Below are 20009 nucleotides of genomic sequence, written 5' to 3'. Positions count from 1 at the left end.
CAGCGGGGAGATATCTGGCCATCCACGGGGAGAACCCTGGCCATCAGCGGGGCGGTAAATGGCCGCCTATGGGGATCTTTCACTGGCCGCCGACACGGGTGCTGGAGGAGACGGGCGTCGGGTCGACGGCTCGTCGTGCACGCCACCGGTGGTTCCTTCTGCAGGTGCCCGTCGATGCGGGCACGCTGGTGCTGAACTGCTGGTCCCGACGATCGGCTGCCGTTTGGCACCCAACATCAAGGTCGCAGGGAGCCTCTCGCTGGCCGTATCGCTGCCCACGACGGTCGTCGCGTTCGCCCGTTACAGCCGTGACGGCAGTGGCATCGTGCTGCGCCAGCCCGCCCGCCTCGTCGCCGTTCTCGCGATCGGCTCCATCACCGGCGCCGCAGCCGGTGGCCTGCTGCTCGGCGTAATTCCCGAAGCGATCCTTGTCCCCGCTCACCGTCGGCCGACTGCTCCTCACCTTCACTCTAGGTCTGGCGCCACGCCAACTCAGCGTGACGGCCCTTGCCGCAGCTCAATGCAAACTCGCACTACCCGACCGCGCGACTTGTCAACCGCATCAATCGCGAACGCCCCACCTGCTTCGAGTAGCTCTGCGAATGCTTGTTGACTTGTCTGCCAAGTGCCGTCTACCTTGGACCGCAGCTTGGCAGACAAGTTAACAACCTGGAGGGTGAGCGATGGCTCTGCGTGGCGGTACGAGGTTCGCCGTGCGATTCGAGGACGTGTTCCCGGCGGGGTGCGCGTTGGTGCCCGAGTCGCTGGGTGAGGTCGAGGACTACGACGAGAAGACCGGCCGGCGGTCCCCGGCCAAGGACAAGGTGACCGGTCAGCGCGTGTGGCAGGTCCGGGTAATGGACCTTGACCCTGAGCTGGGCAAGCGGTCCCGCGAGACGACGGTGAAGATCTCGGCTGACTACCAGCCGGTGCCGCCGACGGGTGCGCCGTTCGAGGCGGTGGAGTTCGACGGGATGACGGTGACGCCGTACGTGGCGAACAACGGTCGGATGGCGTATTCGCTGCGGGCGACCGGGCTGCGGGCTCCGGTGGTCGGCGGCAAGAAGGCGGCGGCGTAGCCGTATCTGGTGGGGGCGGGGCTGTCTGGTCTTGGCGGACGGCAGCCCCGCCCCTGGTGTCTCTTCCCCTGCTCTGTCGAGAGAGGTCGTGACGTGTCCAAGGGTAGGCGTCGGGCTGGCCGTGGCTGGCCCGGGTGTGGCGTGTGTCGGTCGTTGCGGGGTGCCTGGTGATCGGGCGGCCTCGCGGTGAAGTGGTGATGACCTCGGCCGGGGATCTGGTGGTGTTCCGGCCGAAGCGGTTCGAGTTGCCGCTCTGGGTGGTGCTGCTTGGGCTGGTGCTGCGCTGGTCGGGCCGGGCGGTGTGGTGGTGTCTGCGGCATCCGGTGGCCACCGGGTCGGCGGTGCTGGCGTTGTGGCTGTACGTCGAGTTCGGCTGGTCCGGGCTGGTGGTGCCGCTGGTGCTCGGGTCGGCGGCCTCGGCTGTGTGGCGGTGGCGGGACGAGTCGTCCTGGTGGACCTGGCTGGCCGGTCCGCTGCTCGGCTCGGTGCGGCGGGTGTTCGTCTACCGGCGGGTGTGGCGGGAGGCCATGACGCTGTGCGGGCTCGCTGACACGTACGACCATCGGCCGGTCCTGCCGCAACTGCTGCGGGTGCGCTCGGATCAGGCGCTCGACGTGTTGACCGTCCGCATGGTCCGGGGGCAGACGCCGGAGCAGTTCCAGGCGGTCAGCGCCAACCTGGCGTACGCGTTCGGCCGGCGACACGTCCGGGTCTACTCGGAACGCCCCGGCGACCCGCCGACCCGCACCGGCCACACGGCCTGGCTGCTGCGGCTGGTCGACCGGGTGCGGTACCGGGATCGGCCGACGCTCGTCTACCTGGCCGTGGTGCGTACCGACGCGCTGCGCACGGTGGTCCCACCATTCCCGGTGCCTACGGTGCCGGACTTCACCGCGCTGCCCCTGGCCCGGCGGGAAGACCTGCGCCCCTGGTCGCTGCACCTGCTTGCCACGCATGTCCTCGTCGGTGGGGCGACCCGTTCCGGTAAGGGGTCGGTGTTGTGGTCGCTGGTGCGGGTGCTCGGCGGTGGGATCGCCTCCGGCCTCGTGCGGCTCTGGGTGATCGATCCCAAGGGCGGGATGGAGTTCGCGCTTGGCCGTCCGATGTTCGCCCGGTTCGCCTGCAAGTCGTTCGAGGCCATGGCCGACCTTCTCGACGAGGCGGTCACGGTGCTGCGGGAGCGGCAGACCCGGCTTGCGGGCATGGTGCGGGTGCACACGCCGACGGAGGCTGACCCCCTGGTCGTGGTCGTCGTCGACGAGATGGCGGCGCTGACCGCGTACCTGCAAGATGTCGAGCTGCGTAAGCGCATCGCCTCGTCGCTGGGGCTGCTGCTGTCGCAAGGGGCCGGCGTCGGTGTCCTGGTGGTGGCGGCGTTGCAGGATCCGCGTAAGGACGTGCTGCCGTTTCGGGACCTGTTCCCGACCCGCATCGCGCTCGGCCTCACCGAGGCGTCACAGGTCGACATGATCCTTGGTGACGGTGCCCGCAGCCGGGGTGCGCTTGCCGACCAGATGCCCAGGTGGGCCAAGGGCGTCGGGTACGTGATCCTCGACGGCACCCCCGACCCGATGCGGGTCCGGTTCTCGTACGTCTCCGACGACGACATCCGCGACATGGCCCGGCAGTACCCGGCACCCGCTCACGCGGCGGACATCCTCGCCCAGGTCCGGCGGGAAACCGCCCCCGAACCGGCCCGGCCTCCGTTGCCGCGCACGCCGTCCGGGCCGCTGCTACCCGAATCGCTGCGCAGTCTGCTTGACCGGGACAGCGGGGGTGAGGGTCGATGACCGCGCCCGGTCGCCGCTTCTATCGACTGCGTACCCCCGAACCGGTCACCGCCGTGTCCGTGCGCGTCGACCCGGACCGGCCCGACCCGTACCCGGTCTATCTCGCAGTGGGCGCGGGACGGCGACGGATGTCCCTGACCCCTGATGAGGCGTGGGCGTTGTGGCGCTGCCTCTCCGAAGCGGTCGCGTCCCTCGGCACCCCGCCCGACTACATCCGCACCGACATCCGACCGGCCCGGAGGTAACCGCCGTGAACACCCTCGCCCGCATCATCAACCGGCTCCGGCGTCCGCTGCGCATCCGGCTCGTCGGCCCCGCCCACCAGACCGCCGCCGCACTGCACGGCCTGGCGCACATGGTCAACCGCCGCCACGACATGAACGGCCGGCGCATCCGCATCGACCTGACCATCCGCGAAAAGCCGTTGGAGGAATGGCGATGACCGCACGCACCGAATCCGCGGTACGCCTGGTGATCCTGCTCGCCATCGGCACCATGGCCGGCGCTGCCGCCTTCACCCACGTCCACGACCTGTCCGTCGCCCACGGCCAGCCGCACTGGATCGGCTGGGCCAATGCCGTGGCGGTCGAGCTGATGGCGATTTACCTCGGCCTGGAGATTCGCGCTCGCCGTCGTGCCGGTCGCCCTGTCGGCCTGGTCGGCTCGCTCCTGGTGGCGTTCGCGCTGCTCTCCCTCGCCGCCCAGGTCGCGGGTGCCGAACCGTCGGTGTGGGGCTGGATCGTGGCAGCAGTGCCGTCGCTGGCGTTCCTCGCCCTGGTCAAGGTCGTCCTGTCCAACAACCCGGTCACTCCACCGACCGTCGAGCCGGACCCGCCGACCGCTCACCGGTACGACGAACCTGACCCGGCCACCGCCGTCGAACCGGTCCGCCCGGCTGAACCGGCGGCTGTCGTCCCGGCGGCGCTGCCTCCCCGGGTCGTCCAGCCCAACCGGCCGCACGTCGTCGGGATCATCCGATGACCGCTGCCACCCTGCCCGGCCTCGAACCCGCCCCGACCCCGGCTGCACCACCTCGGCCGGGGTCGCGGGCGGCCCGCATGGCACTACCCCGCTCCGTCGACGTCCTCAAAGAGATCGCCGCCGAATACGGCGTCTGCGTCCGCCCGCTTGCCATGCGCCGCACCGACCTGAACACCGGCCTGACCGAAGTCATCGACCTGCCCTGCGGCGCAACCCGCGAAGACAAGTGCGCGCCCTGCGCGAAGAAGAACCGGCGGCTGCGGCAGGCACAGATCCGGGAAGGCTGGCACCGCGACGACGAACCGCTACCGCCACCGGACCCGGCAACCGAGGAACAGAAGGCGCTGATCCTGCTGCGCGGTCACCTGGAGTTCTCCCGTGACGAGGCATCCCGAGCAAGCCAGTGGGACCAGGTCGACGACCTCGACGAGGCAATCCGCGAAGTCGAAGAAGCCATCACCGCCGAAGGACTCCGGGGCCGCGTCGCCCCGCCACACGCGACCGGCGACGAGGACCAGGCCGACGACGACAACGGCCCGCGCCGCAAGCGCTCCACCCGCCGTCGACAGGACGCCCCGGATCTACCTCGGCGCAAGGTCGAGCGGCGCACCGTCGGCAAGACGTACACCGCCCCCGACGGGTCGACCTACCGCCCGTCGATGTGGCTCACGCTCACCCTCGACTCGTACGGCCCGGTCCGCCCCGACGGCACCCCACTCAACCCCGACCGGTATGACTACCGCCGAGCGGCCTGGGACGCCGTGCACTTTCCCCGGCTGCTCGACCGGTTCTGGCAGAACTTGCGCCGTTGCGAGGGATGGAACGTCCAGTACGCCGGCTGCGTCGAGCCCCAACGCCGTCTCGCTCCTCACGCGCACTTCGCCATCCGGGGCACGATCCCGCGTGACGTGCTGCGCACCGTGGCGGCGGCCACCTATCACCAGGTGTGGTGGCCGGCGGTGGCTGTGCAGCGGTACACCCTCGACCGGCTCCCGGTCTGGGACGAGCAGGCTTCCGCGTGGGTAGACCCGGACAGCCGCGCGCCGCTGACCACCTGGTCGGAAGCCCTTGACGCCATCGACGACAACCCGGACGCCGAACCGGTGCACGTCGTGCGCTTCGGCTCCCAGGTCGACGCACGCGGCGTCATGCCCGGCACCGAAGACGCCGAACGGACCATCCGCTACGTCACGAAATACATCACGAAGCACACCGGTGACGTCCACAAGGCGACCACCGACCGGCAACGCAAACACCTCGACCGGCTCTGGCAGGAACTCCAGATCACCCCGTGCACCGATCGCTGCGCGAACTGGCTGCTCTACGGCATCCAACCCAAGCGAGCACACGCCAAACTCAAGCCGGGGCGCTGCAAGGGCAAAGTTCACCAGCGGGACACCCTCGGCATCGGCGGCCGGCGAATCCTCATCTCCCGCGACTGGTCCGGCAAGACGCTGAGCGACCACAAGCACGACGTACGGGCCTGGGTGCGCGCACTGCTCGGCGTCACCGTCGGCCTGGAGGGCGTCGACGACCAGGGAGCCACCGTCGAACCGGCCCGCCACGCCTGGGAACTCGCCCGCCCCGACGACCCCGACGTCGGCCCCATGGCACACCGGCTACTGCGGGCGATCGGCGAACGTGCCCGCTGGCGCTCCGAACTCCTTGCCGCCAAGGACCGCGCCGCCCAGCTTCCCGACACCGCACCAACAAAAACGGACGGCAAGGCGGGGGAGGGACAGTGACGATGACGAACGATGGGCTCTGGACGATCCGGGACGTGGCGGCGTACCTGCGGGTACCGACCGAAACGCTGTACCGCTGGCGCAAGGTCAAGTACGGTCCGCCAGCCGCTCGGGTCGGCCGTCACCTGCGGTACGAGCCGGAAGCGGTCCGGTCCTGGGTACGTGAGCAGGCGGCGGCCTGATGGGACACGTCGAGGATCGCTGGTACAACGTCATCCACCATCCCACCGGCCGCAAGGAGCGGGTGAAGTCCGAACGGTTCGGTAAGGGCCTGCGCTACCGGGTCCGCTACATCGGCCCGGACGGCCGGGAACGCAGCCAGTCCTTCCCGGACCGGGCCAAGCGCGACGCTGAGGCGTTCCTCGTCTCGACGGAGACGGACAAGCTCCGGGGCTCCTACGTCGACCCGAAAGCCGGCCGAATCACCTTCGCGGAGTACGCGGAGGACTGGCTCCGGACACGCTCCTTCGACGAGTCGACCCGGGAGAGCACAGAGTTTCGGGTACGCAAGCACCTGGTGCCGTTCTTCGGCTCTCGGCAACTGGCCGAGATCAAGCCGGGCCACATCCGGGAGTGGGACGCCAACCTGGTCGGCAAGCTCGCTCCGGCGACCCGGGCCGTGGTCTTCGCGCACCTGCGGACCATCCTCGGCGCGGCCGTCGATGACGAACGGATCGCGAAGAATCCGTGTTCGGCAAAGTCGGTCAAGCCGCCGCGACCGGTGCAACGTCGGGTAGTGCCGTGGCGGTACGACCAGGTTTCGGCAATTCGCGGTGGCCTCGCCCAGCGGTACCGCCCCATGGTCGACCTGGGCGCTGGCTGCGGTCTGCGGCAGGGGGAGATTCTCGGCCTCGGGGTCGACGACATCGACTTCGACACGGGCTGGGTGCACGTCTGCCGTCAGGTCAAGCTCGTCCGTTCCCGGCTGGTCTTCGGGCTGCCCAAGAACGACCGGGACCGCCGGATACCGCTGCCCGACTCCGTCGCCCAGGTGCTGAAGCAGCACGTCGACGACTTCGCCCCGGTGGCGCTCACCCTGCCGTGGGAGGACCCGGCCACCGACGAGCGGGTCACGGTGCCGCTGCTGTTCACCACCACCCGGCGCGGCGCGATCAACCGGCGCACCTTCGACAACAAGAGCTGGCGGCCCGCTGTCGTGGCGGCCGGCATTACGCCGACCCGCTTCACCGGGATGCACGCGCTCCGCCACTTCTACGCCTCGTCGCTGCTCGACGCGGGGGAGAGCATCAAGGCCCTCGCCTCATACCTCGGCCACGCCGACCCCGGCTTCACCCTCCGCGTCTACACGCACCTGATGCCCGCCAGCGAGGAACGCACCCGCCGGGCCATCGATGACTTGCTTGGACGGTAGCTCCGAGAGTTGACCGGGCAACACGAATACCATTCATGTTATGTGTGCTTAAAGTGTCAGGGGTTGGCGTTACCGTGCGGGCTGCTTGAGTCTCGGAAGGATTGCGTCTATGGCCAGCAACCGTCGCGGTACGCCAACTCTCTACGGCATCGTCCAATACTGGAGGGTTGGCTACGAGAAGGTATTCCCCAATCTCAAGGCGTCATACATCGGCTGGGGAGAGCCCTTCTGCTTCAGGTGTGGCTGGCTGGCTCCGGTGGACGATGGTCAGACGACTCTTGCCGCAGTTTGGAATTCCGCCCAAGGTTGGCTTGACCGAGCGCACTTGCAGGATCTGGCTCTTGGTGGATCGAACCAGCCGGAGAACTTGGTTCCCCTGTGTCGACAGTGTCACGATATTATGGATCCCTGTGAAACCAGGGCAGAGGCGATTGCCTACATTAATGAAGGCATTCCTGCCGATAGTTGGTGGCAAATGCACACTGACACTATTTTTGGGTCTGAAGCGAATCATTGCAGCCCGACGCACAAGACGAAGCTCATGCGCGACATTTACGTCCGCTGGGTTGAAAATAATCGTGTGATCGAAGCCGCGAGGCGCGGCAACCCACAGGCTGTAAGGCGGGTAGAAGTGCTTTTGGAGCAGGCGAGGCGTAGGGCTGAGACTGAGGGGCGGCATTTCTCATACACCATCGAGGACCTGAAGCAGGCAACTCCCGGTAGGGATGGACGCACGGATCTTTGACGGCCCGGCGACGGCCCACAGCGACCGTCGCCGGGTCCTACCCCAGGTCAGCGGATGTCTCGCCTTCATAATCCGGCGTACAGGTCGACTCGTCCGTCGCCCACCAGCTCAGGGCCCCCGATCAAGGCTCTGAGCTGGTCCTATGTCCGGGTGCCGATGGTCGTCCTTGGTCAACTTTGGCCGGCGTTTGACGCCCTGACGACGCCCTGACGCCCTGGAGACGCCCTGAGCACGGGCTTAGTTGACCATGCCTCGGGCCGGGCTGGCTGCGCCGTCGTGGGGCCTTTCCGGGGTCGGCGCTCGAAGGTTCCGGAGTGGGGGCCGGCGGTTGCGGGGGAGGGCTGGGTACGTCCTGGCGGTGGAACTGGTGCCGCGACCCGGTGACCCGGTGGCAAGCCAGTCCCGGGGTTGGACTGGCGCGGCAGCCGGAAGCCCCGACCACTCGACCAGGCCGACCCGCCGGCTTCCGTCACGGCCTCGCTGGGGCTGGTTTCCCTGGTGCGGTGGGGGCGGTGTCCCGGCGGCTGTCGGTGGCTTCCCGCCCCGGCGCCGTAGGCGGCCGGGCGGCTTGCCGCCGGCCGGGCTTACCGCCCCGCACCGCGCGAAGCGCGGTGCCTTGATCCCTAACAGAGCAATTCGGCAGCGCACTCTATCGCTCGTATCATGCTGTGTGCGTCGCCACAACCGCCAAGGGTAAGTGACGTTGAGTTGACAAAGGGTAGTGCAGTGCTATTGCAGAGCCTATGCTGCCAGGACACCCGCTTGGTTATCGGAGGACTCGTGGAACTGCCCCCTGAGATGGTTGCTTTGTGTCTGAGTGCCGGGACAGTCCTTGCGAACAGTATGGCCACAGACCTTTGGGTGTCAGCTCGCAGAAAGTTCGGCGCCTATCTGGCCAATAATGGCGATGCAGCATCCCACGAATCTCGGCTTGACCGTGACCGTCAGGCTCTGGAGTCTGCGGACCACGGCGATAGGCCGTCTCTGCAGGGAAAGTTCGCTGCTAGTTGGGCGACTCGCTTCGAGGATCTGCTTGAGCAGAACCCAGACTCGGCTGCAGAACTCGCTTCTCTCGTTGCCGCCCTCCAAGAAGAGTTGGTGTCTGCGGGAGGAGTAACAAACCTCGGCGTAAGTCAAAAGATTGACAACGGAGGAGTGGCGATTTACTCGGGCCGCGATACGCGAATCAGCAGGTGAAATGAATTTAGAATCTCCCCGTAGCGATGCCACTGAGGCTTGGGATTTCTTGGAAACTCTTGGGCCGTCTATCAGTCAAGAGGTTTCTCCAGGCGGTGCGGCAATCGTCTCGGCGAGAGACACAGTAATTTCGATAGGCGCCCAGTTAAGAACCAAGCAGGTTAGTGACGAGGTTGTTAAAGAGGCGAGATCCAACTACTTCATACTCCCCTCAGAGTACGATGACCTTCTTGATGCGCTGTGGCGCCACGGCTTGCTGGTAATTGAGGCTCCTCCCGGTAAGGGCAAGCGCGCTCTTGGCGTGAGGATGCTAAGCGACTGCCAGGCGCGACTGAGTAGTCAGAGCAAACCTGCGCGTGGATTGCATTACATAAGGATGGGTTGGCAAGAATTAGATGCCTGGCAGATACCAAAGATGCCAGGTCGATGCTACCTGCTAGACCTGACCGGGAGTACCGACGAGAAGCCGACTCGTGAGTTCGGCCAGGAATTGGTCCGAGACTCTGACGAAGCTCGGTATGGTGGTGTCTACCTCGTTGTTCTGGCGACCCCCGATGTGTGGGACGCGTGCAAACCAGTAACGAGTAAGGTAACCCGCTCTTTCACACCCCCGGCGGCTCGCCGAGTACTGGAAAGCCACCTTCAGTGGAAATTCCAGCTATCCGGCTATGAAAGTTGGCTTGACGATAACGGGGTTCAGGACCTTGTCAATAGTCTGGAACACCTCGGTGAGGCTGCTGAACTAGCTGAGGAAATCGCCCGCAACTGGCAGAGAGACTTTGCCGAAGCGTTGAGTGACGTGCTCGACAAGTTCGGTAGCTGGACCAATCACCTTTCAAGCTGGTTCGAGGGCAAGAGTGTCTTCGATCGGGCGACAATGGTGTCCGCAGCAGTGCTGGATCCGGGGCTGCCGGCTGAAATTATGTCAGCACGGAAAGAGCTTTTGACAATCTTGGAGAGCCAAGATGCTGAGCTGTCTCCTTTGGCTGGCCCGGGCCGCACCGGATACCTGAAGCTCCTCGGAGCGGTGCAAGTTAAGAACAGGTTTTCGATCTCAGAAAGGCGCCCCGGGCTTGACGAGGCGGTGATCCGCTTCGTATGGAACGAATGGCCGCAGGCGCATCCTTACCTTGAAAAGTGGCTGGTTGGCTTGGCCGATGGCGCCTCACCTTCTCGTGTGGCGCGAATTGCCCATGTCACTGTCCAGGCTGCTTTGCAGGCAAATAGCACTGCGTTTATGAGCCTAGTGCACAGGATAGTTATAGATAACCCTGGTAGTAGACGCTTGGCGCTTGAGATTCTTGAACTCACGGTTTTGGATCCCGTGGTCGGTGCGAAGGTGCGCAGCCGGCTGCTCGCCTGGGTAGGTAGCAAGAACGAGGATCTTGCCGCACTTGCTGCTGAGGTGTGCGGTGGAAAGTTCGGGCGCGAACGGCCTAGTTTGGCCTTGCACCGGATCTTCCGGGCGCTCTCCCGTGATACTAGGGATAATGGAGTAGTTGCTGCCGAGAGCGCTCTCGTCCAACTAACGGGGGATGAGATATCAAGGGTAGCTGTGCGGGAGACTCTCCGGAGTTGGTTGTCGGAGCAGCCTGAAATTGGAGCTCCGGCGTTCCTCGCGCTTGCAACCCGCTCTACCGCTTCTGTTTCGTCTGGGCTTGGCCCGAACGCAACCGAGGACGACCTCTCCTTTTTTGCGCTGGGATGGGAAGTGGCAGCCCGTCTGCCTTCCACTAGATCGGAACTTGCAGTAGATGTCGGGCGATTCATCGACATTTGTGAGAAGGAAGAGGTTCGACCCGTAGATTTTGCCAGGGTTGTCGGTCCAGTGCTTGCTGACTCTTTAAATGAAACCTTGGCAGTGGCTGTTCTGCGGCAAGATAAAGGCCGACAACATGAAGGCGAATCACTCCGTGCTCATTTGTTGAAGGAGTTGATACGTGGTCAGCTGAGAAGTGCCAGACGAGGCTCTTTGAATGGTCAGAGCGGCGGATCGTGAGAATGTTTGCATCGCGGCGTGCAAGGCGTGTCCGCCCGAACTCCGACGGTGGCTCGAACTGGACAAGGGTGGCGCTGCGAGGATACCTCCCCAGCGTCGCGCCAGGTATCCAGTTCCGCTGCTCGTTATTCGCCTGGTGGCGTGCGCTGGAAGGCAGAGAGGTAGGAGCTTCTGCGTCTGACAAGGTGAGGGAAAATTTGTGGACCTCCGCTGCGGAGGTTTCAGCGAGCTGGCCTTTCGAATTCCGGATTCCTGCCCAAGCGGCCATGAATGCCCAACTCGGGGAACGTCGCTCACTTGATAGCGCCGGGGTTGAATGGATTGGCGGTGGAAGTCTAGCGGGCTCATTGCTGGCTCGCTTTCGGTCGGCTAGGGTGCAGCGCCTCCGGCGAGCGCAAGCAATCGATTCTCTAGCGATGCTGGATCGGGTCAGGCATGTCAAGAGTCTTGTGCGGGAACAGGGAGCGGGGGCGATTTGGTGGGCGAGCGCATATCCGGATAGACTTCACTATTTAAGTGATGGGTCCTTCACGAAGTTGCTTGAGTTGCAACCCAGAGATCGTGAACACGAATTGAGTGAAGCAAACGACGAAGCTGCAGCAATAGTCAGAGAGTTTCTGCAGCGCGTTGCGGATCCGCAGTCACGAGAGTTCATATCCGGCCCGCTCAAAATCGTCAATAATCTGTTGAAGGATGATCAAGGAGAAGGTGGGCGGCTCTCCTAGTGACCGCTTCCCGGTCTCGGGCATGACGACGGAAGTTGGGTGACAAGGCGGACGCCCGCTGAGCGGCCTTGATCGTCTCTCGGGCCCGAGTTGGCTCATTCGGTTAGTGCGTGACGCCGGGCCGGTTCAGGGCGTCGAGGATGGTTTGCTGGTTGGTGGGGATCGCCGGTGGCAGGGTGTGGCTGGTGCCGTTGATCGCGATGGTCGCGGACCGTAGTGGCCGTAGCTGACGGATGACGCTGCGGATGGACAGGCCGGTGCGGTTCTGGACCTCGCGGGAGACTGCGAGTGCGGCGAACACGATGGTCAGGTGTGCCTCGATGGCGTCGTGGGTGCGGTGGAACATGGGCCGGGCGGCCAGGTCGGTTTTGCTCATCCGGAACGACGCTTCGACCTGCCAGAGGTCGTGGTAGGAGCTGATGACTTCGCTGGCGGGCATCACGTTGCCCGCGATGTTGGTGACGTAGCCCTTCAGGCCGACCAGGCGGCGGGCGCGCTCCAGCGAAACCTGGTCGAGGGTGTGCGATCCGTTGCTGGTCTTGACGAACCGGGGAGTCCGGGTCGCCTTCTGTCCGTCGACGACGGCGCGGGCTCGTTCCTCCTGCGTGGCGAGGGTGCGCCGGTCGCGCACGGCCCGTTTGTGGGAGTAGGCCCAGACCGCCCGCCAGGAGCCGGGGTGGGTGTGCGGGTTCCAGAGCGGTTCGGCGCGTACGGCCTGATTGTTTTCGTTGTGCTGGCCGGTCTTGGGGGTGATGGTGTCGATGATTTGCCCGTCGGTGAACGCGTCACCGTGCCAGTGGAAGTGGCTGGCCAGATCGATCGGGGCCTTGGTCACCCGTGAGCCGACGATGAACCGCAGACCGGCCTCGTCGAGCTTGCGTAGGTTGCTCGCCGAGAGCATCCCGGCGTCGGCGACCACAACCATGTCGGCCACCCGGTGGCGGGCCTGGAACGCGGTGATGATCGGGATGATCGTGGTGGTCTCGGCCTGGTTGCCGGCGAAACAGCCGATCTCCATCGGGAACCCGCCGCGGTCGACCAGCAGCCCGACCACGATCTGCGGATCGACCCGCCGTTCCTTGGAGTAGCCGACCTTGCGCAGCTCGTCCTCCTTCTCCGCCTCGAAGTACAAGGTGGTGACGTCGTAGAGGCACAAGGTGATGTCCCCGCCGGCGACGAGGTGGGCGACACACGCCGCGGCGACCCGATCCCGGTAACCACCGTCCGGGCCGGCGCGGGTCAGGGTGCGTTTCATCGTCGCGTAGCTGGCGGGACGCCGCCCCAGGTCGGTCAGGACCCGACCCGCGTCGAGCAGCGAGGTGGGTTCCACCACTCGTGCGATCACCAGATCGGCGAACACCGCGTCGCCGAGCACGCCGAACCCCAGATCGGCGTAAACGCCGGCCAGGGCGTCGTAGAGCACCCTGGAATCCGTGGACGCCATTCGGCCCGCGCCGTCGCGAACCCCTACCCGCGGGCGCGGTTCGTCGAACAACCCGGGTGTCGCCTCGGCAGGCTTGGCCAGCGGCGTGACCCGCGGCGCAGCCTCCACAGCGAACAACACACCCTGAGCGGGATCGGCCAACAGCTCACGAGCCCGCTCGAGCAGCACCCCCAGCTCGACCTCGGTGTGCGCCGACCCGACGTGCGCCACGATCCGCTGACGACCCGCCACGTACTCGGCGATCTGCACCGCCGTAGCCCCCGAAGCCGTCCGCACCCGCCGCACGAACGCCATCCCACGACCCTACGAGGCATCCCTTAGTGCGTGAAAACAACCCCGACCGCGAACATCGCCGCAGGTCACAGCCTAGCCACCCTCAAGATCCGCGAAACCTGAGCCAACTCGGGTCGGGTAGTGCCGTGGCGGTACGAACAGGTTTCGGCAATCCGCGGTGGCCTCGCCCAGCGATACCGCCCGATGGTCGACCTGGGGGCCGGCTGCGGTCTGCGGCAGGGGGAGATCCTCGGCCTCGGGGTCGACGACATCGACTTTGACGGCGGGTGGGTGCACGTCTGCCGTCAGGTCAAGCTCGTCCGTTCCCGGCTCGTCTTCGGCCTGCCCAAGAATGACCGGGACCGCCGGATACCGCTGCCCGACTCTGTCGCCCAGGTGCTGAAGCAGCACGTCGGCGATTTCGCTCCGGTGTCGCTCACCCTGCCGTGGGAGGACCCGGCCACAGACGAGCGGGTCACAGTCCCACTGCTGTTCACCACCACCCGGCGCGGCGCGATCAACCGGCGCACCTTCGACAACAAGAGCTGGCGACCCGCTGTCGTGGCGGCCAGCATCACGCCGACCCGCTTCACCGGGATGCACGCGCTCCGCCACTTCTACGCCTCGTCGCTGCTCGACGCAGGGGAGAGCATCAAGGCGCTGGCGTCGTACCTCGGCCACGCCGACCCCGGCTTCACCCTCCGCGTCTACACGCACCTGATGCCCGCCAGTGAGGAACGCACCCGCAACGCGATTGATCTACTGTTTAGTAACGATCCGCAGGGTGACGGGTAGGGCGCCCACCTCCCATGTGCGGATTTCATGTGCACGCGACCATAGCTCATAATCTTTACGTGATTGCTCTGCGCTTGGCCCGCGCGTTAGCGATGGCCGTAGCGGGTGCGGCTGTAATGCTGGCCCAGCTCAACCTTCCTAGTGCGCGATTCTGGGAGCAGCAAGTCTTGCTCCAGTGGGCCAGTGTGGCCGCTTTGTCCATTATGGTTATTTATGACGCTGTTCGCTCCGTGGGCTTTGCGGTACAAGAATCGCGAATTAGGAATTACGATAATGACCTGCGGGCTTCTCTAAGTGGTGTTATATCCCGTCTTGTCAAGCTTACGGGTGTTTCTTGGGATGAGATAACGGTTCGCTACTACCGCCGTCGCGGCATCCTGTTCTGGAACCGGCTGGATCTCGTCATGGCGTTGGCGGCAGGGGCGAGGTTGTCTGATTCTCAGACCTCTGTGCGGCCTGGCGTTGGCATTGCAGGAACCGCATTATCGGAGGAGGTGATGCTTGCCGAGGAGTGGGGACAGTTCGTGCGTGATGCAACCGATCAGGGTCCAACTTTATGGGCGCAGCGTGAATCACGAGAACGGTATGGGCTGAGTTGGGGACAGTTGCGTCGCTCCGACCAGCCTGATGGCGTCGTGGCTAGTCCTACCTTTGCGCTCGACGGTAAACCTGATGGTTGCATCGTGGTAAGTGGATCACTAAAGCGAGTTGATCTGCTTGGTGATGAAGTTCGGCGTACACTTGATGATCTGGCTACGGTTCTGGATCGGCTTGGTCCGCCACCGAAGGGTTGGTGGGGTGCGCATGACCGCTAAGGATGGACCTGGGTTCCGCTCTCGCCCGGCGCGGGCAGGACAAGTTTCCGCTGAATTCGTCGAACTTTTAGGCAAGTATGGTGCTTCTCCCGGCCTGCTCCGCAGGCTGCGGGACCGTGTCGAGGCGGTGTTGCCTCGGCTGGAACGGAACCTCTCGCCGGGGGCGGACTCGGAGTTGCCGTCTCGGCAACATGATTCTTCGGTTTCGCCCTGGTTTGCTGTTGGTCCGCATCGCGCGATACTTGCGGGGTCATTCGCGAAGAGTGCACCCGTTCGTGCTATTGATCATGATGTTGAGTTTATTCTCGGGCGGGGAGCGGCTGGTTCTGGGAAGCCTATCGACTCGCGTTACATGGAAGATTGGGCTGACTTCGCCAAAGGGTTAAATGATGTAAGGGTTAGGCTTCGCAATCTAGGTGTCTCGCTGCGCGAATTGGAGCGATTTGACGATGATGTCGAGTTTGTGGCTAAGGCTGTCAAGGCTGTAGGGGGTCCGGCCGGATATTCTCGGGCCATGCCAGGGTCGGGATCTCAGCCTCAGAAAATTGCTTCCAATGCTTCGGATCTTATTCGGTGGTCTACTGAGCGCGACTTTTCGCGTCTGCCCGATCCCGCTAAAGGCGAGATGTGGCCTGGTTCGGGCAGTGTGGCTATTATGGAGCGAATTGTGGCCAACTTCTCGGAGACTCTAGGTCGTCAGCATCTGGGGACTCTGTCCGCTCTTCGCCTCCTTGCTCAGGCGCAGGGGGAAGCCGGAGACGTTAGTGGGGCCATTGAAGTGCTTAATCGTCTGGTAGCTGATCTATCTTCGACTCTTGGTCCTGATCATGCTGAGACTCGGCATGCACGTGAGAGTCTGGCTCGATGGGAGCAGGTAGAAGAGGCTGCTCAAGGTGCTTCGCAGGCGCCCTAGAAGCGCCCTGAGGGTCCTATTGATAGGTCTTTGTTGCAGGTCAGAGCGTTCTTAGCGCCAGAATCCGGCGTACAGGTCGACTCGTCCGTCGCACACCAGCTCGGAGCCGTGACTTTGGCCGTTGAACCAGCGCGTAGGAACGATCCGTCATGGCCATCACTACAACTCGTGCCATGCTCCTGCGCGACCAGGGACACACGTGCGGACGAACTCCTCAACAACCCGCCAGGCGTAATCCAAGTCGAAGATGAAGTCCGCAGCGAACTCGACCGGATCGTCCAGCACCAGGACTTCCACATCCGTGCTCGCAGGATGGTCGGCAGCAAGTAGGGACGTGGAATCCTCGTCCGTCATCAGCTGGACGACCGCCGCAGACTCCGTGAACCCGAGCGTGAGTACAGGGAATGCGGCATCGGTGCGCACTTCGAGGTAGCCGCGCCCCTGGGCACGCAGTTCATCGAACCGCTCGATGAGGCCAGCGATGTCCGACCGCTCCACCGGGGCGAACTTCCCTGACGTCGGAGACGTGGCACTCCACGAAATGTCCACCCGGCAACCTCCTTACGATCACGAGGCTACGGCTTCGAAGCGCCACCACGTCAGGCGCGCGACTTCGTAGGACTCGGCTGTGGCCATGCCACCCCTGCCTTGCGCACGAACAGTTCTCCGTGAGCTGCGGCATCGCCCTTGCTGTCGAGTTGGTAGGCGTCGAGCCATGTCCGGTCGTCGTAGGTGGGCAACTCCGTACGAACCTTGATGAGGCGAAAGAGGATCGGCCGTACGAACTGCGGGCTTGCCGCGCGGGTCAGATGCAACACGTCACCGGCCTTCACGCCGGCTCTCCCTGTCTCTCCAGAGGCGTAGGGCTTCGCCGGCTGCCGTCAGGCGTGGGCACCCGTCGTCAGAGCACTTCGAGCAGACCGAACGGTGATGAAAGTCGATCACGTAGCCAGCCATCAGGACGGGGAATGGGGGTTCTGGCTGCGGTTGGGGGTTCAGCATGGGTCACCCTGGTTGAGTCGCTTGATGGCCTTCCACTTACGCCAGGCAGCAGCGGCCTTGGTCATCGGCTGCTCCGGGACCGGGACGGTGGCCCGGCCGATCCACCTCTGCGGCTGTGCGGTGCTTGGACTGGACCGGCTCACCTGATATGTAGTCCACCGGCTGATCAGGGCGTTGGTACCACTTGAACCTAGTCATGCATCAAGAGTAAACGACTAGAGCCCGAGACTACTAGGCCTCTATCAACTTGACGGTTGCCTAGTCGGCGTGTGCCTAGCGTCAGTGCCATGGGCAAGAAGCTGCGGTTGGTGGGTTCGGGCGAGATCCGAACCATGCTCGGCGGCGTCTCCCGACAGCGCGTCTACCAGATCACCAATCGGCGCGACTTCCCTGAGCCTGTGGCCACGCTCCAGATGGGCAACGTCTGGCTTGCCGAGGACGTTGAGGCGTGGATCGCCACCCGGCGCGGGGACCTGGACTAGCTCGCAGTCGCCCGTCGCGGTGGCTCTCTCAGCCTCGCGATCCGACAGCACCGCTCATGGACTCGCCCTACTCGGCTCTACCAGGGAACTCGTTGACCACCTCGATCTGGCCGACGATGTGGTTGTTGAACTCGTCCAGTTCCTCGGCGGGTACCCACAGCTCAAGGATGGTGTCGCCGCCGACCTGGCGGACCGGGTAGCGGCTGAGGAAGTCCGTCTCGACCTGGAAGCGGGTCACGTACCCGGCGCCGGAGGCGGGCACGTTCCAGTCCCGGGCGATCTTGATCGCGTAGTCCTCGTTCAGTACGGGGTAGAAGATCGGCTGGTCGGGCAGGCGCGGGGGCCACCTCCGCCACCCGGAGGCGCGGACCAGCTCCAGTTCCCGGGGCCCGGTCGGGCGCCACAACACCGTCGTGCCCTTGCCGTCGCTCATGCTGACCCCGCTACCTCCGTGATGAGCCCGGACGGTATCGGGTCACCCGCGACGGACACCACCGCATTCAGCCCACGCAGAGCGGGCCGGTCACTGCGACGGGGTGGCCTCGTGTCCGGCCCGGCCGTGGGTACGGCGTCGTTGTTTCATCTCCGCCTCGTAGATGTGCCGCCGGCCGTCGGCCAGGGTGTCCCGGGCGTACCGTTCGATCTCCTGGAAGGTGGCGTAGTAGCCGTCGTCGAACTCTTCCACGATCTGGAAGGTCCAGCGGCCGGGTAGCACGTTGCGGCCGAGCAGTTCGTGTTCCACCCGGTCGGCTACGGCGTCGTGTCCGGCCTCGCGCAGCAGGGTCACCACCCGGTCCAGGGTGAGGTCCGCACCGCCGACCAACTGGTGCGCCGAGTACAGATGTCCGCGTACCCGGTGGATGGCTTCCAGGGCTTTGCTCAGTTCACCCAGCGCCTCGATCGTGGTGTCGTCGACACCGGCGGGGCGGGAGTGCTCCTCGTCCACCGATCTTTTGTCACCTGACATGGCCGCTCAGTACCCAGCCTCGGGCCCCCCACGCACCCCGGCAGACACCGAGCGCACCGCCGTCGCGCAGCCAGGACACCGGAAGAACCGGATGGCGTACGGGAGGGCGGTGCGCCCGGGGTCAGCGGGTCGGCACGGGGCTGATCTGGGCGAGCAGGGCGGTCAGGCGGTCCGCCACCGGCGGGGCGTGCAGGTGCAGCCGGGCCACATTGATCGCGTCGGTGCCGACCACGGAGAGCAGGGCCTGGCTGCCCACCGCGTACACCGAGAAGTAGCCGCCGTTGTTGCGGACGGTGGACTGGCGGAACTCGCCCTGGCCCAGACGGTGGCTGACCTGGCGGCCCAGGCCGAAGGTGGCCGCCGCCATCGCGGCCAGGTCGTCCGGGCTCAGCTCGGCCGGCAGGTCGTGGGCGATGCGCAGCCCGTCCACCCCGCCGAGGACACTGCCCTGCACCCCGGGGATCTGTAGGCGCAGCTCGGTCAGCTCGGTGCCGATCGCCGAGTACGGCAGTGACGGATTGCCGGCCAGCGAGGGTGGCAGCTTGGCGGGTGGCGGGCCGGACGGCTGGGCGGTGCGGCGGGGCAGGACCGTGTCGCTGTTGTTCACAGTTCCAGCTGCTCCTCGATGGTGCGCAGTTGGTGTCGGGCCAGAGCCAGGTTGGCTCGGCTCTTGCTGAGCATCAGGTACAGGAACAGGCCCTTGCCGGTGTGCCCGGTCAGCGGCCGGATGATGTGATACTGACCGCCGAGGGTGATGAGCATGTCCTCGATGTCGTCGTTGAGCTTGAGCATCTCGATGGTGCGCATCTTGGCGCGTACCACATCGGTGTTGCCGGCCGCCGCGACGGTCAGGTCGATCTCCGGGGTGCCGCCGGCCACGCCGAGGGTCATTCCGCTGGTGTAGTCGACGAGCGCGACGCCGATCGCGCCGTCGATGCCCATGGCGTCCTTGAGTGCGGTGTCGAGGGTGGCCACGCTTCCTCCAGGTCCGACTGACGCGGGTACCCACGCCAGCGCAAGGTCTTCCGACAGTGTCGATGCCGGCGAGAAAATCTCGCCCGAGGGTGGCATACCTTTCGTCACCTCTGCACCTCGACCAGCACTAATGGCCTGAGTGGGCGATTGCGGGTGGCCGCCGGGCCTAGCGAGATCGTCGCTGCGGCGGATGGCTGCCGACTCACCTCGCTGCTAACGCGCTGACCACGAGCGGGCGCTATGGAGCGCTCATGCTTCGCGGGCGAACTCCATGTCCATCCAGTCCACCCAGGTTGCGCCGTCGGGCGAGCGCTCCCACTTCGCGGCCATCGTCTTGCCGCCCGAGTCGATGGTTAGCGTCGCGCGCATCGTGTCCCCGGTGAACGTCCAGACACCGGCCTCGTCGACGCTTGCCCGCATCTCACCGTATCCGCCCTGGTCGTCGAACGCCCGCATCCGCAGCCGGCCGCCGTCGGTCGGGTCCGGGTCGCCGATCATCTCGATCACCTGCACTCGGTCCTCGCCCATCTGAACGTCGACGTAGTGCACCAGGAACCCGCCGCCCGGGAGCCACTCGTAGGCGTCGGTGCCGGCGATCTGCACGCCGTCCACCGTGCGGCCGCTGGATCGCCACCGTCCGACCAGGGGTTCCAGCCGTTCGATCACCGGAATCACACTCCCGTCTTCGCGTAAGCTCGTAGGCACAAGCT

At 65.2% G+C, this 20009-nt stretch carries 23 protein-coding genes; 14 read left to right on the top strand and 9 right to left on the bottom strand.

Annotated elements, in window-relative coordinates; genetic code table 11:
* Positions 1–79: 79 nt before the first annotated feature.
* Entirely contained in the window at positions 80–442 is a 363-nt protein-coding gene (locus ACGFIK_RS08875) for a hypothetical protein (RefSeq protein WP_393338498.1), read from the bottom strand.
* A 241-nt stretch (positions 443–683) separates the two neighbouring features.
* On the opposite strand from ACGFIK_RS08875, the gene ACGFIK_RS08870 reads away from it, so the two are divergent.
* The 11 genes from ACGFIK_RS08870 (at position 684) to ACGFIK_RS08820 (ending at position 11633) form a co-directional block, all read left to right on the top strand.
* Complete coding sequence (locus ACGFIK_RS08870) at positions 684–1079, top strand: transcriptional regulator (protein ID WP_131052056.1); 396 nt, start codon at positions 684–686, stop codon at positions 1077–1079.
* A gap of 197 nt (positions 1080–1276) precedes the next feature.
* Positions 1277–2869: a cell division protein FtsK gene (locus tag ACGFIK_RS08865; RefSeq protein ID WP_327024680.1), complete on the top strand. Its 1593-nt coding sequence runs from the start codon at positions 1277–1279 to the stop codon at positions 2867–2869.
* Positions 2866–3114: a hypothetical protein gene (locus ACGFIK_RS08860; protein WP_327024681.1), complete on the top strand. Its 249-nt coding sequence runs from the start codon at positions 2866–2868 to the stop codon at positions 3112–3114. The genes ACGFIK_RS08865 and ACGFIK_RS08860 overlap by 4 nt, the downstream gene beginning before the upstream one ends.
* Positions 3115–3119: 5 nt before the next feature.
* Positions 3120–3311 carry a hypothetical protein gene (locus ACGFIK_RS08855; RefSeq protein ID WP_327024682.1) on the top strand — a complete coding sequence of 64 codons (192 nt, stop codon included), beginning with the start codon at positions 3120–3122 and terminating at the stop codon, positions 3309–3311.
* A complete protein-coding gene (locus tag ACGFIK_RS08850) occupies positions 3308–3850 on the top strand; it encodes a DUF2637 domain-containing protein (protein WP_327024683.1) in 543 nt (180 codons plus the stop codon). Before ACGFIK_RS08855 ends, ACGFIK_RS08850 begins: the two co-directional genes overlap by 4 nt.
* A complete protein-coding gene (locus tag ACGFIK_RS08845; protein WP_327024684.1) occupies positions 3847–5595 on the top strand; it encodes a replication initiator in 1749 nt (582 codons plus the stop codon). Before ACGFIK_RS08850 ends, ACGFIK_RS08845 begins: the two co-directional genes overlap by 4 nt.
* A gap of 2 nt (positions 5596–5597) precedes the next feature.
* Positions 5598–5777 (top strand): AlpA family transcriptional regulator, encoded by a 180-nt coding sequence (locus tag ACGFIK_RS08840; RefSeq protein ID WP_155221921.1) that lies wholly within the window; start codon positions 5598–5600, stop codon positions 5775–5777.
* Entirely contained in the window at positions 5777–6967 is a 1191-nt protein-coding gene (locus tag ACGFIK_RS08835) for a tyrosine-type recombinase/integrase (protein WP_393338491.1), read from the top strand. The genes ACGFIK_RS08840 and ACGFIK_RS08835 overlap by 1 nt, the downstream gene beginning before the upstream one ends.
* 109 nt (positions 6968–7076) lie before the next feature.
* Positions 7077–7712, top strand: a complete 636-nt coding sequence (locus tag ACGFIK_RS08830; protein WP_327024687.1) for an HNH endonuclease — start codon at positions 7077–7079, stop codon at positions 7710–7712.
* A gap of 1573 nt (positions 7713–9285) precedes the next feature.
* Positions 9286–10908: a hypothetical protein gene (locus tag ACGFIK_RS08825; RefSeq protein WP_393338488.1), complete on the top strand. Its 1623-nt coding sequence runs from the start codon at positions 9286–9288 to the stop codon at positions 10906–10908.
* Between the two features lie 416 nt (positions 10909–11324).
* Positions 11325–11633, top strand: coding sequence for a hypothetical protein (locus tag ACGFIK_RS08820; protein ID WP_327024689.1), 309 nt, complete (start codon positions 11325–11327; stop codon positions 11631–11633).
* Positions 11634–11736: 103 nt separating this feature from the next.
* On the opposite strand, the gene ACGFIK_RS08815 is transcribed toward ACGFIK_RS08820, so the two are convergent.
* Entirely contained in the window at positions 11737–13371 is a 1635-nt protein-coding gene (locus ACGFIK_RS08815; protein ID WP_327024690.1) for an IS1634 family transposase, read from the bottom strand.
* 120 nt (positions 13372–13491) lie between these two features.
* Here ACGFIK_RS08815 and ACGFIK_RS08810 point away from each other — a divergent pair, with 120 nt between their 5' ends.
* Together ACGFIK_RS08810 and ACGFIK_RS08805 are read left to right on the top strand one after the other, a co-directional pair.
* A complete protein-coding gene (locus ACGFIK_RS08810) occupies positions 13492–14145 on the top strand; it encodes a site-specific integrase (protein ID WP_327024691.1) in 654 nt (217 codons plus the stop codon).
* A gap of 59 nt (positions 14146–14204) precedes the next feature.
* Positions 14205–14960 carry a hypothetical protein gene (locus ACGFIK_RS08805; protein ID WP_327024692.1) on the top strand — a complete coding sequence of 252 codons (756 nt, stop codon included), beginning with the start codon at positions 14205–14207 and terminating at the stop codon, positions 14958–14960.
* Between the two features lie 1072 nt (positions 14961–16032).
* Here ACGFIK_RS08805 and ACGFIK_RS08800 read toward each other — a convergent pair.
* Both ACGFIK_RS08800 and ACGFIK_RS08795 read right to left on the bottom strand, forming a co-directional pair.
* Entirely contained in the window at positions 16033–16422 is a 390-nt protein-coding gene (locus ACGFIK_RS08800; protein WP_327024693.1) for a hypothetical protein, read from the bottom strand.
* Positions 16423–16472: 50 nt separating this feature from the next.
* On the bottom strand, positions 16473–16706 hold the full coding sequence (locus ACGFIK_RS08795) for a hypothetical protein (RefSeq protein ID WP_327024694.1): 234 nt from the start codon (positions 16704–16706) through the stop codon (positions 16473–16475).
* 456 nt (positions 16707–17162) lie between these two features.
* Between ACGFIK_RS08795 and ACGFIK_RS08790 the strand changes: the two genes are divergently transcribed.
* Positions 17163–17357 carry an AlpA family phage regulatory protein gene (locus ACGFIK_RS08790; protein WP_327024695.1) on the top strand — a complete coding sequence of 65 codons (195 nt, stop codon included), beginning with the start codon at positions 17163–17165 and terminating at the stop codon, positions 17355–17357.
* 67 nt (positions 17358–17424) lie between these two features.
* Here ACGFIK_RS08790 and ACGFIK_RS08785 read toward each other — a convergent pair whose 3' ends face one another.
* The 5 genes from ACGFIK_RS08785 to ACGFIK_RS08765 all read right to left on the bottom strand — a co-directional run bounded on the left by ACGFIK_RS08785 (position 17425) and on the right by ACGFIK_RS08765 (position 19965).
* The gene (locus ACGFIK_RS08785; protein ID WP_327024696.1) at positions 17425–17790 is read right to left on the bottom strand and encodes a hypothetical protein; all 366 of its coding nucleotides are present in this window, start codon (positions 17788–17790) and stop codon (positions 17425–17427) included.
* 90 nt (positions 17791–17880) lie between these two features.
* Positions 17881–18324 (bottom strand): hypothetical protein, encoded by a 444-nt coding sequence (locus ACGFIK_RS08780; protein ID WP_327024697.1) that lies wholly within the window; start codon positions 18322–18324, stop codon positions 17881–17883.
* Positions 18325–18445: 121 nt separating this feature from the next.
* Positions 18446–18931, bottom strand: coding sequence for a roadblock/LC7 domain-containing protein (locus ACGFIK_RS08775; protein ID WP_327024698.1), 486 nt, complete (start codon positions 18929–18931; stop codon positions 18446–18448).
* Positions 18928–19299, bottom strand: coding sequence for a hypothetical protein (locus tag ACGFIK_RS08770; RefSeq protein WP_327024700.1), 372 nt, complete (start codon positions 19297–19299; stop codon positions 18928–18930). Before ACGFIK_RS08770 ends, ACGFIK_RS08775 begins: the two co-directional genes overlap by 4 nt.
* Before the next feature lie 249 nt (positions 19300–19548).
* Positions 19549–19965 (bottom strand): hypothetical protein, encoded by a 417-nt coding sequence (locus ACGFIK_RS08765; RefSeq protein ID WP_327024701.1) that lies wholly within the window; start codon positions 19963–19965, stop codon positions 19549–19551.
* Positions 19966–20009 lie beyond the last annotated feature (44 nt).

Source organism: Micromonospora sp. NPDC048871, from assembly GCF_043198155.1.
Lineage (GTDB): Bacteria > Actinomycetota > Actinomycetes > Mycobacteriales > Micromonosporaceae > Micromonospora.
The sequence above is the reverse complement of the archived record's forward strand: the minus strand, read 5'-3'. Positions and strand labels throughout refer to the sequence as shown.

What these genes read in the sequence shown, in the direction of transcription:
- ACGFIK_RS08870 (WP_131052056.1), top strand. Translation starts at nt 684, where the DNA reads ATGGCTCTGCGTGGCGGTACGAGGTTCGCCGTGCGATTCGAGGACGTG.
- ACGFIK_RS08865 (WP_327024680.1), top strand. Translation starts at nt 1,277, where the DNA reads ATGACCTCGGCCGGGGATCTGGTGGTGTTCCGGCCGAAGCGGTTCGAG.
- ACGFIK_RS08860 (WP_327024681.1), top strand. Translation starts at nt 2,866, where the DNA reads ATGACCGCGCCCGGTCGCCGCTTCTATCGACTGCGTACCCCCGAACCG.
- ACGFIK_RS08850 (WP_327024683.1), top strand. Translation starts at nt 3,308, where the DNA reads ATGACCGCACGCACCGAATCCGCGGTACGCCTGGTGATCCTGCTCGCC.
- ACGFIK_RS08845 (WP_327024684.1), top strand. Translation starts at nt 3,847, where the DNA reads ATGACCGCTGCCACCCTGCCCGGCCTCGAACCCGCCCCGACCCCGGCT.
- ACGFIK_RS08840 (WP_155221921.1), top strand. Translation starts at nt 5,598, where the DNA reads ATGACGAACGATGGGCTCTGGACGATCCGGGACGTGGCGGCGTACCTG.
- ACGFIK_RS08835 (WP_393338491.1), top strand. Translation starts at nt 5,777, where the DNA reads ATGGGACACGTCGAGGATCGCTGGTACAACGTCATCCACCATCCCACC.
- ACGFIK_RS08830 (WP_327024687.1), top strand. Translation starts at nt 7,077, where the DNA reads ATGGCCAGCAACCGTCGCGGTACGCCAACTCTCTACGGCATCGTCCAA.
- ACGFIK_RS08825 (WP_393338488.1), top strand. Translation starts at nt 9,286, where the DNA reads ATGGGTTGGCAAGAATTAGATGCCTGGCAGATACCAAAGATGCCAGGT.
- ACGFIK_RS08820 (WP_327024689.1), top strand. Translation starts at nt 11,325, where the DNA reads ATGCTGGATCGGGTCAGGCATGTCAAGAGTCTTGTGCGGGAACAGGGA.
- ACGFIK_RS08815 (WP_327024690.1), bottom strand. Translation starts at nt 13,371, where the DNA reads ATGGCGTTCGTGCGGCGGGTGCGGACGGCTTCGGGGGCTACGGCGGTG.
- ACGFIK_RS08790 (WP_327024695.1), top strand. Translation starts at nt 17,163, where the DNA reads ATGGGCAAGAAGCTGCGGTTGGTGGGTTCGGGCGAGATCCGAACCATG.
- ACGFIK_RS08785 (WP_327024696.1), bottom strand. Translation starts at nt 17,790, where the DNA reads ATGAGCGACGGCAAGGGCACGACGGTGTTGTGGCGCCCGACCGGGCCC.
- ACGFIK_RS08780 (WP_327024697.1), bottom strand. Translation starts at nt 18,324, where the DNA reads ATGTCAGGTGACAAAAGATCGGTGGACGAGGAGCACTCCCGCCCCGCC.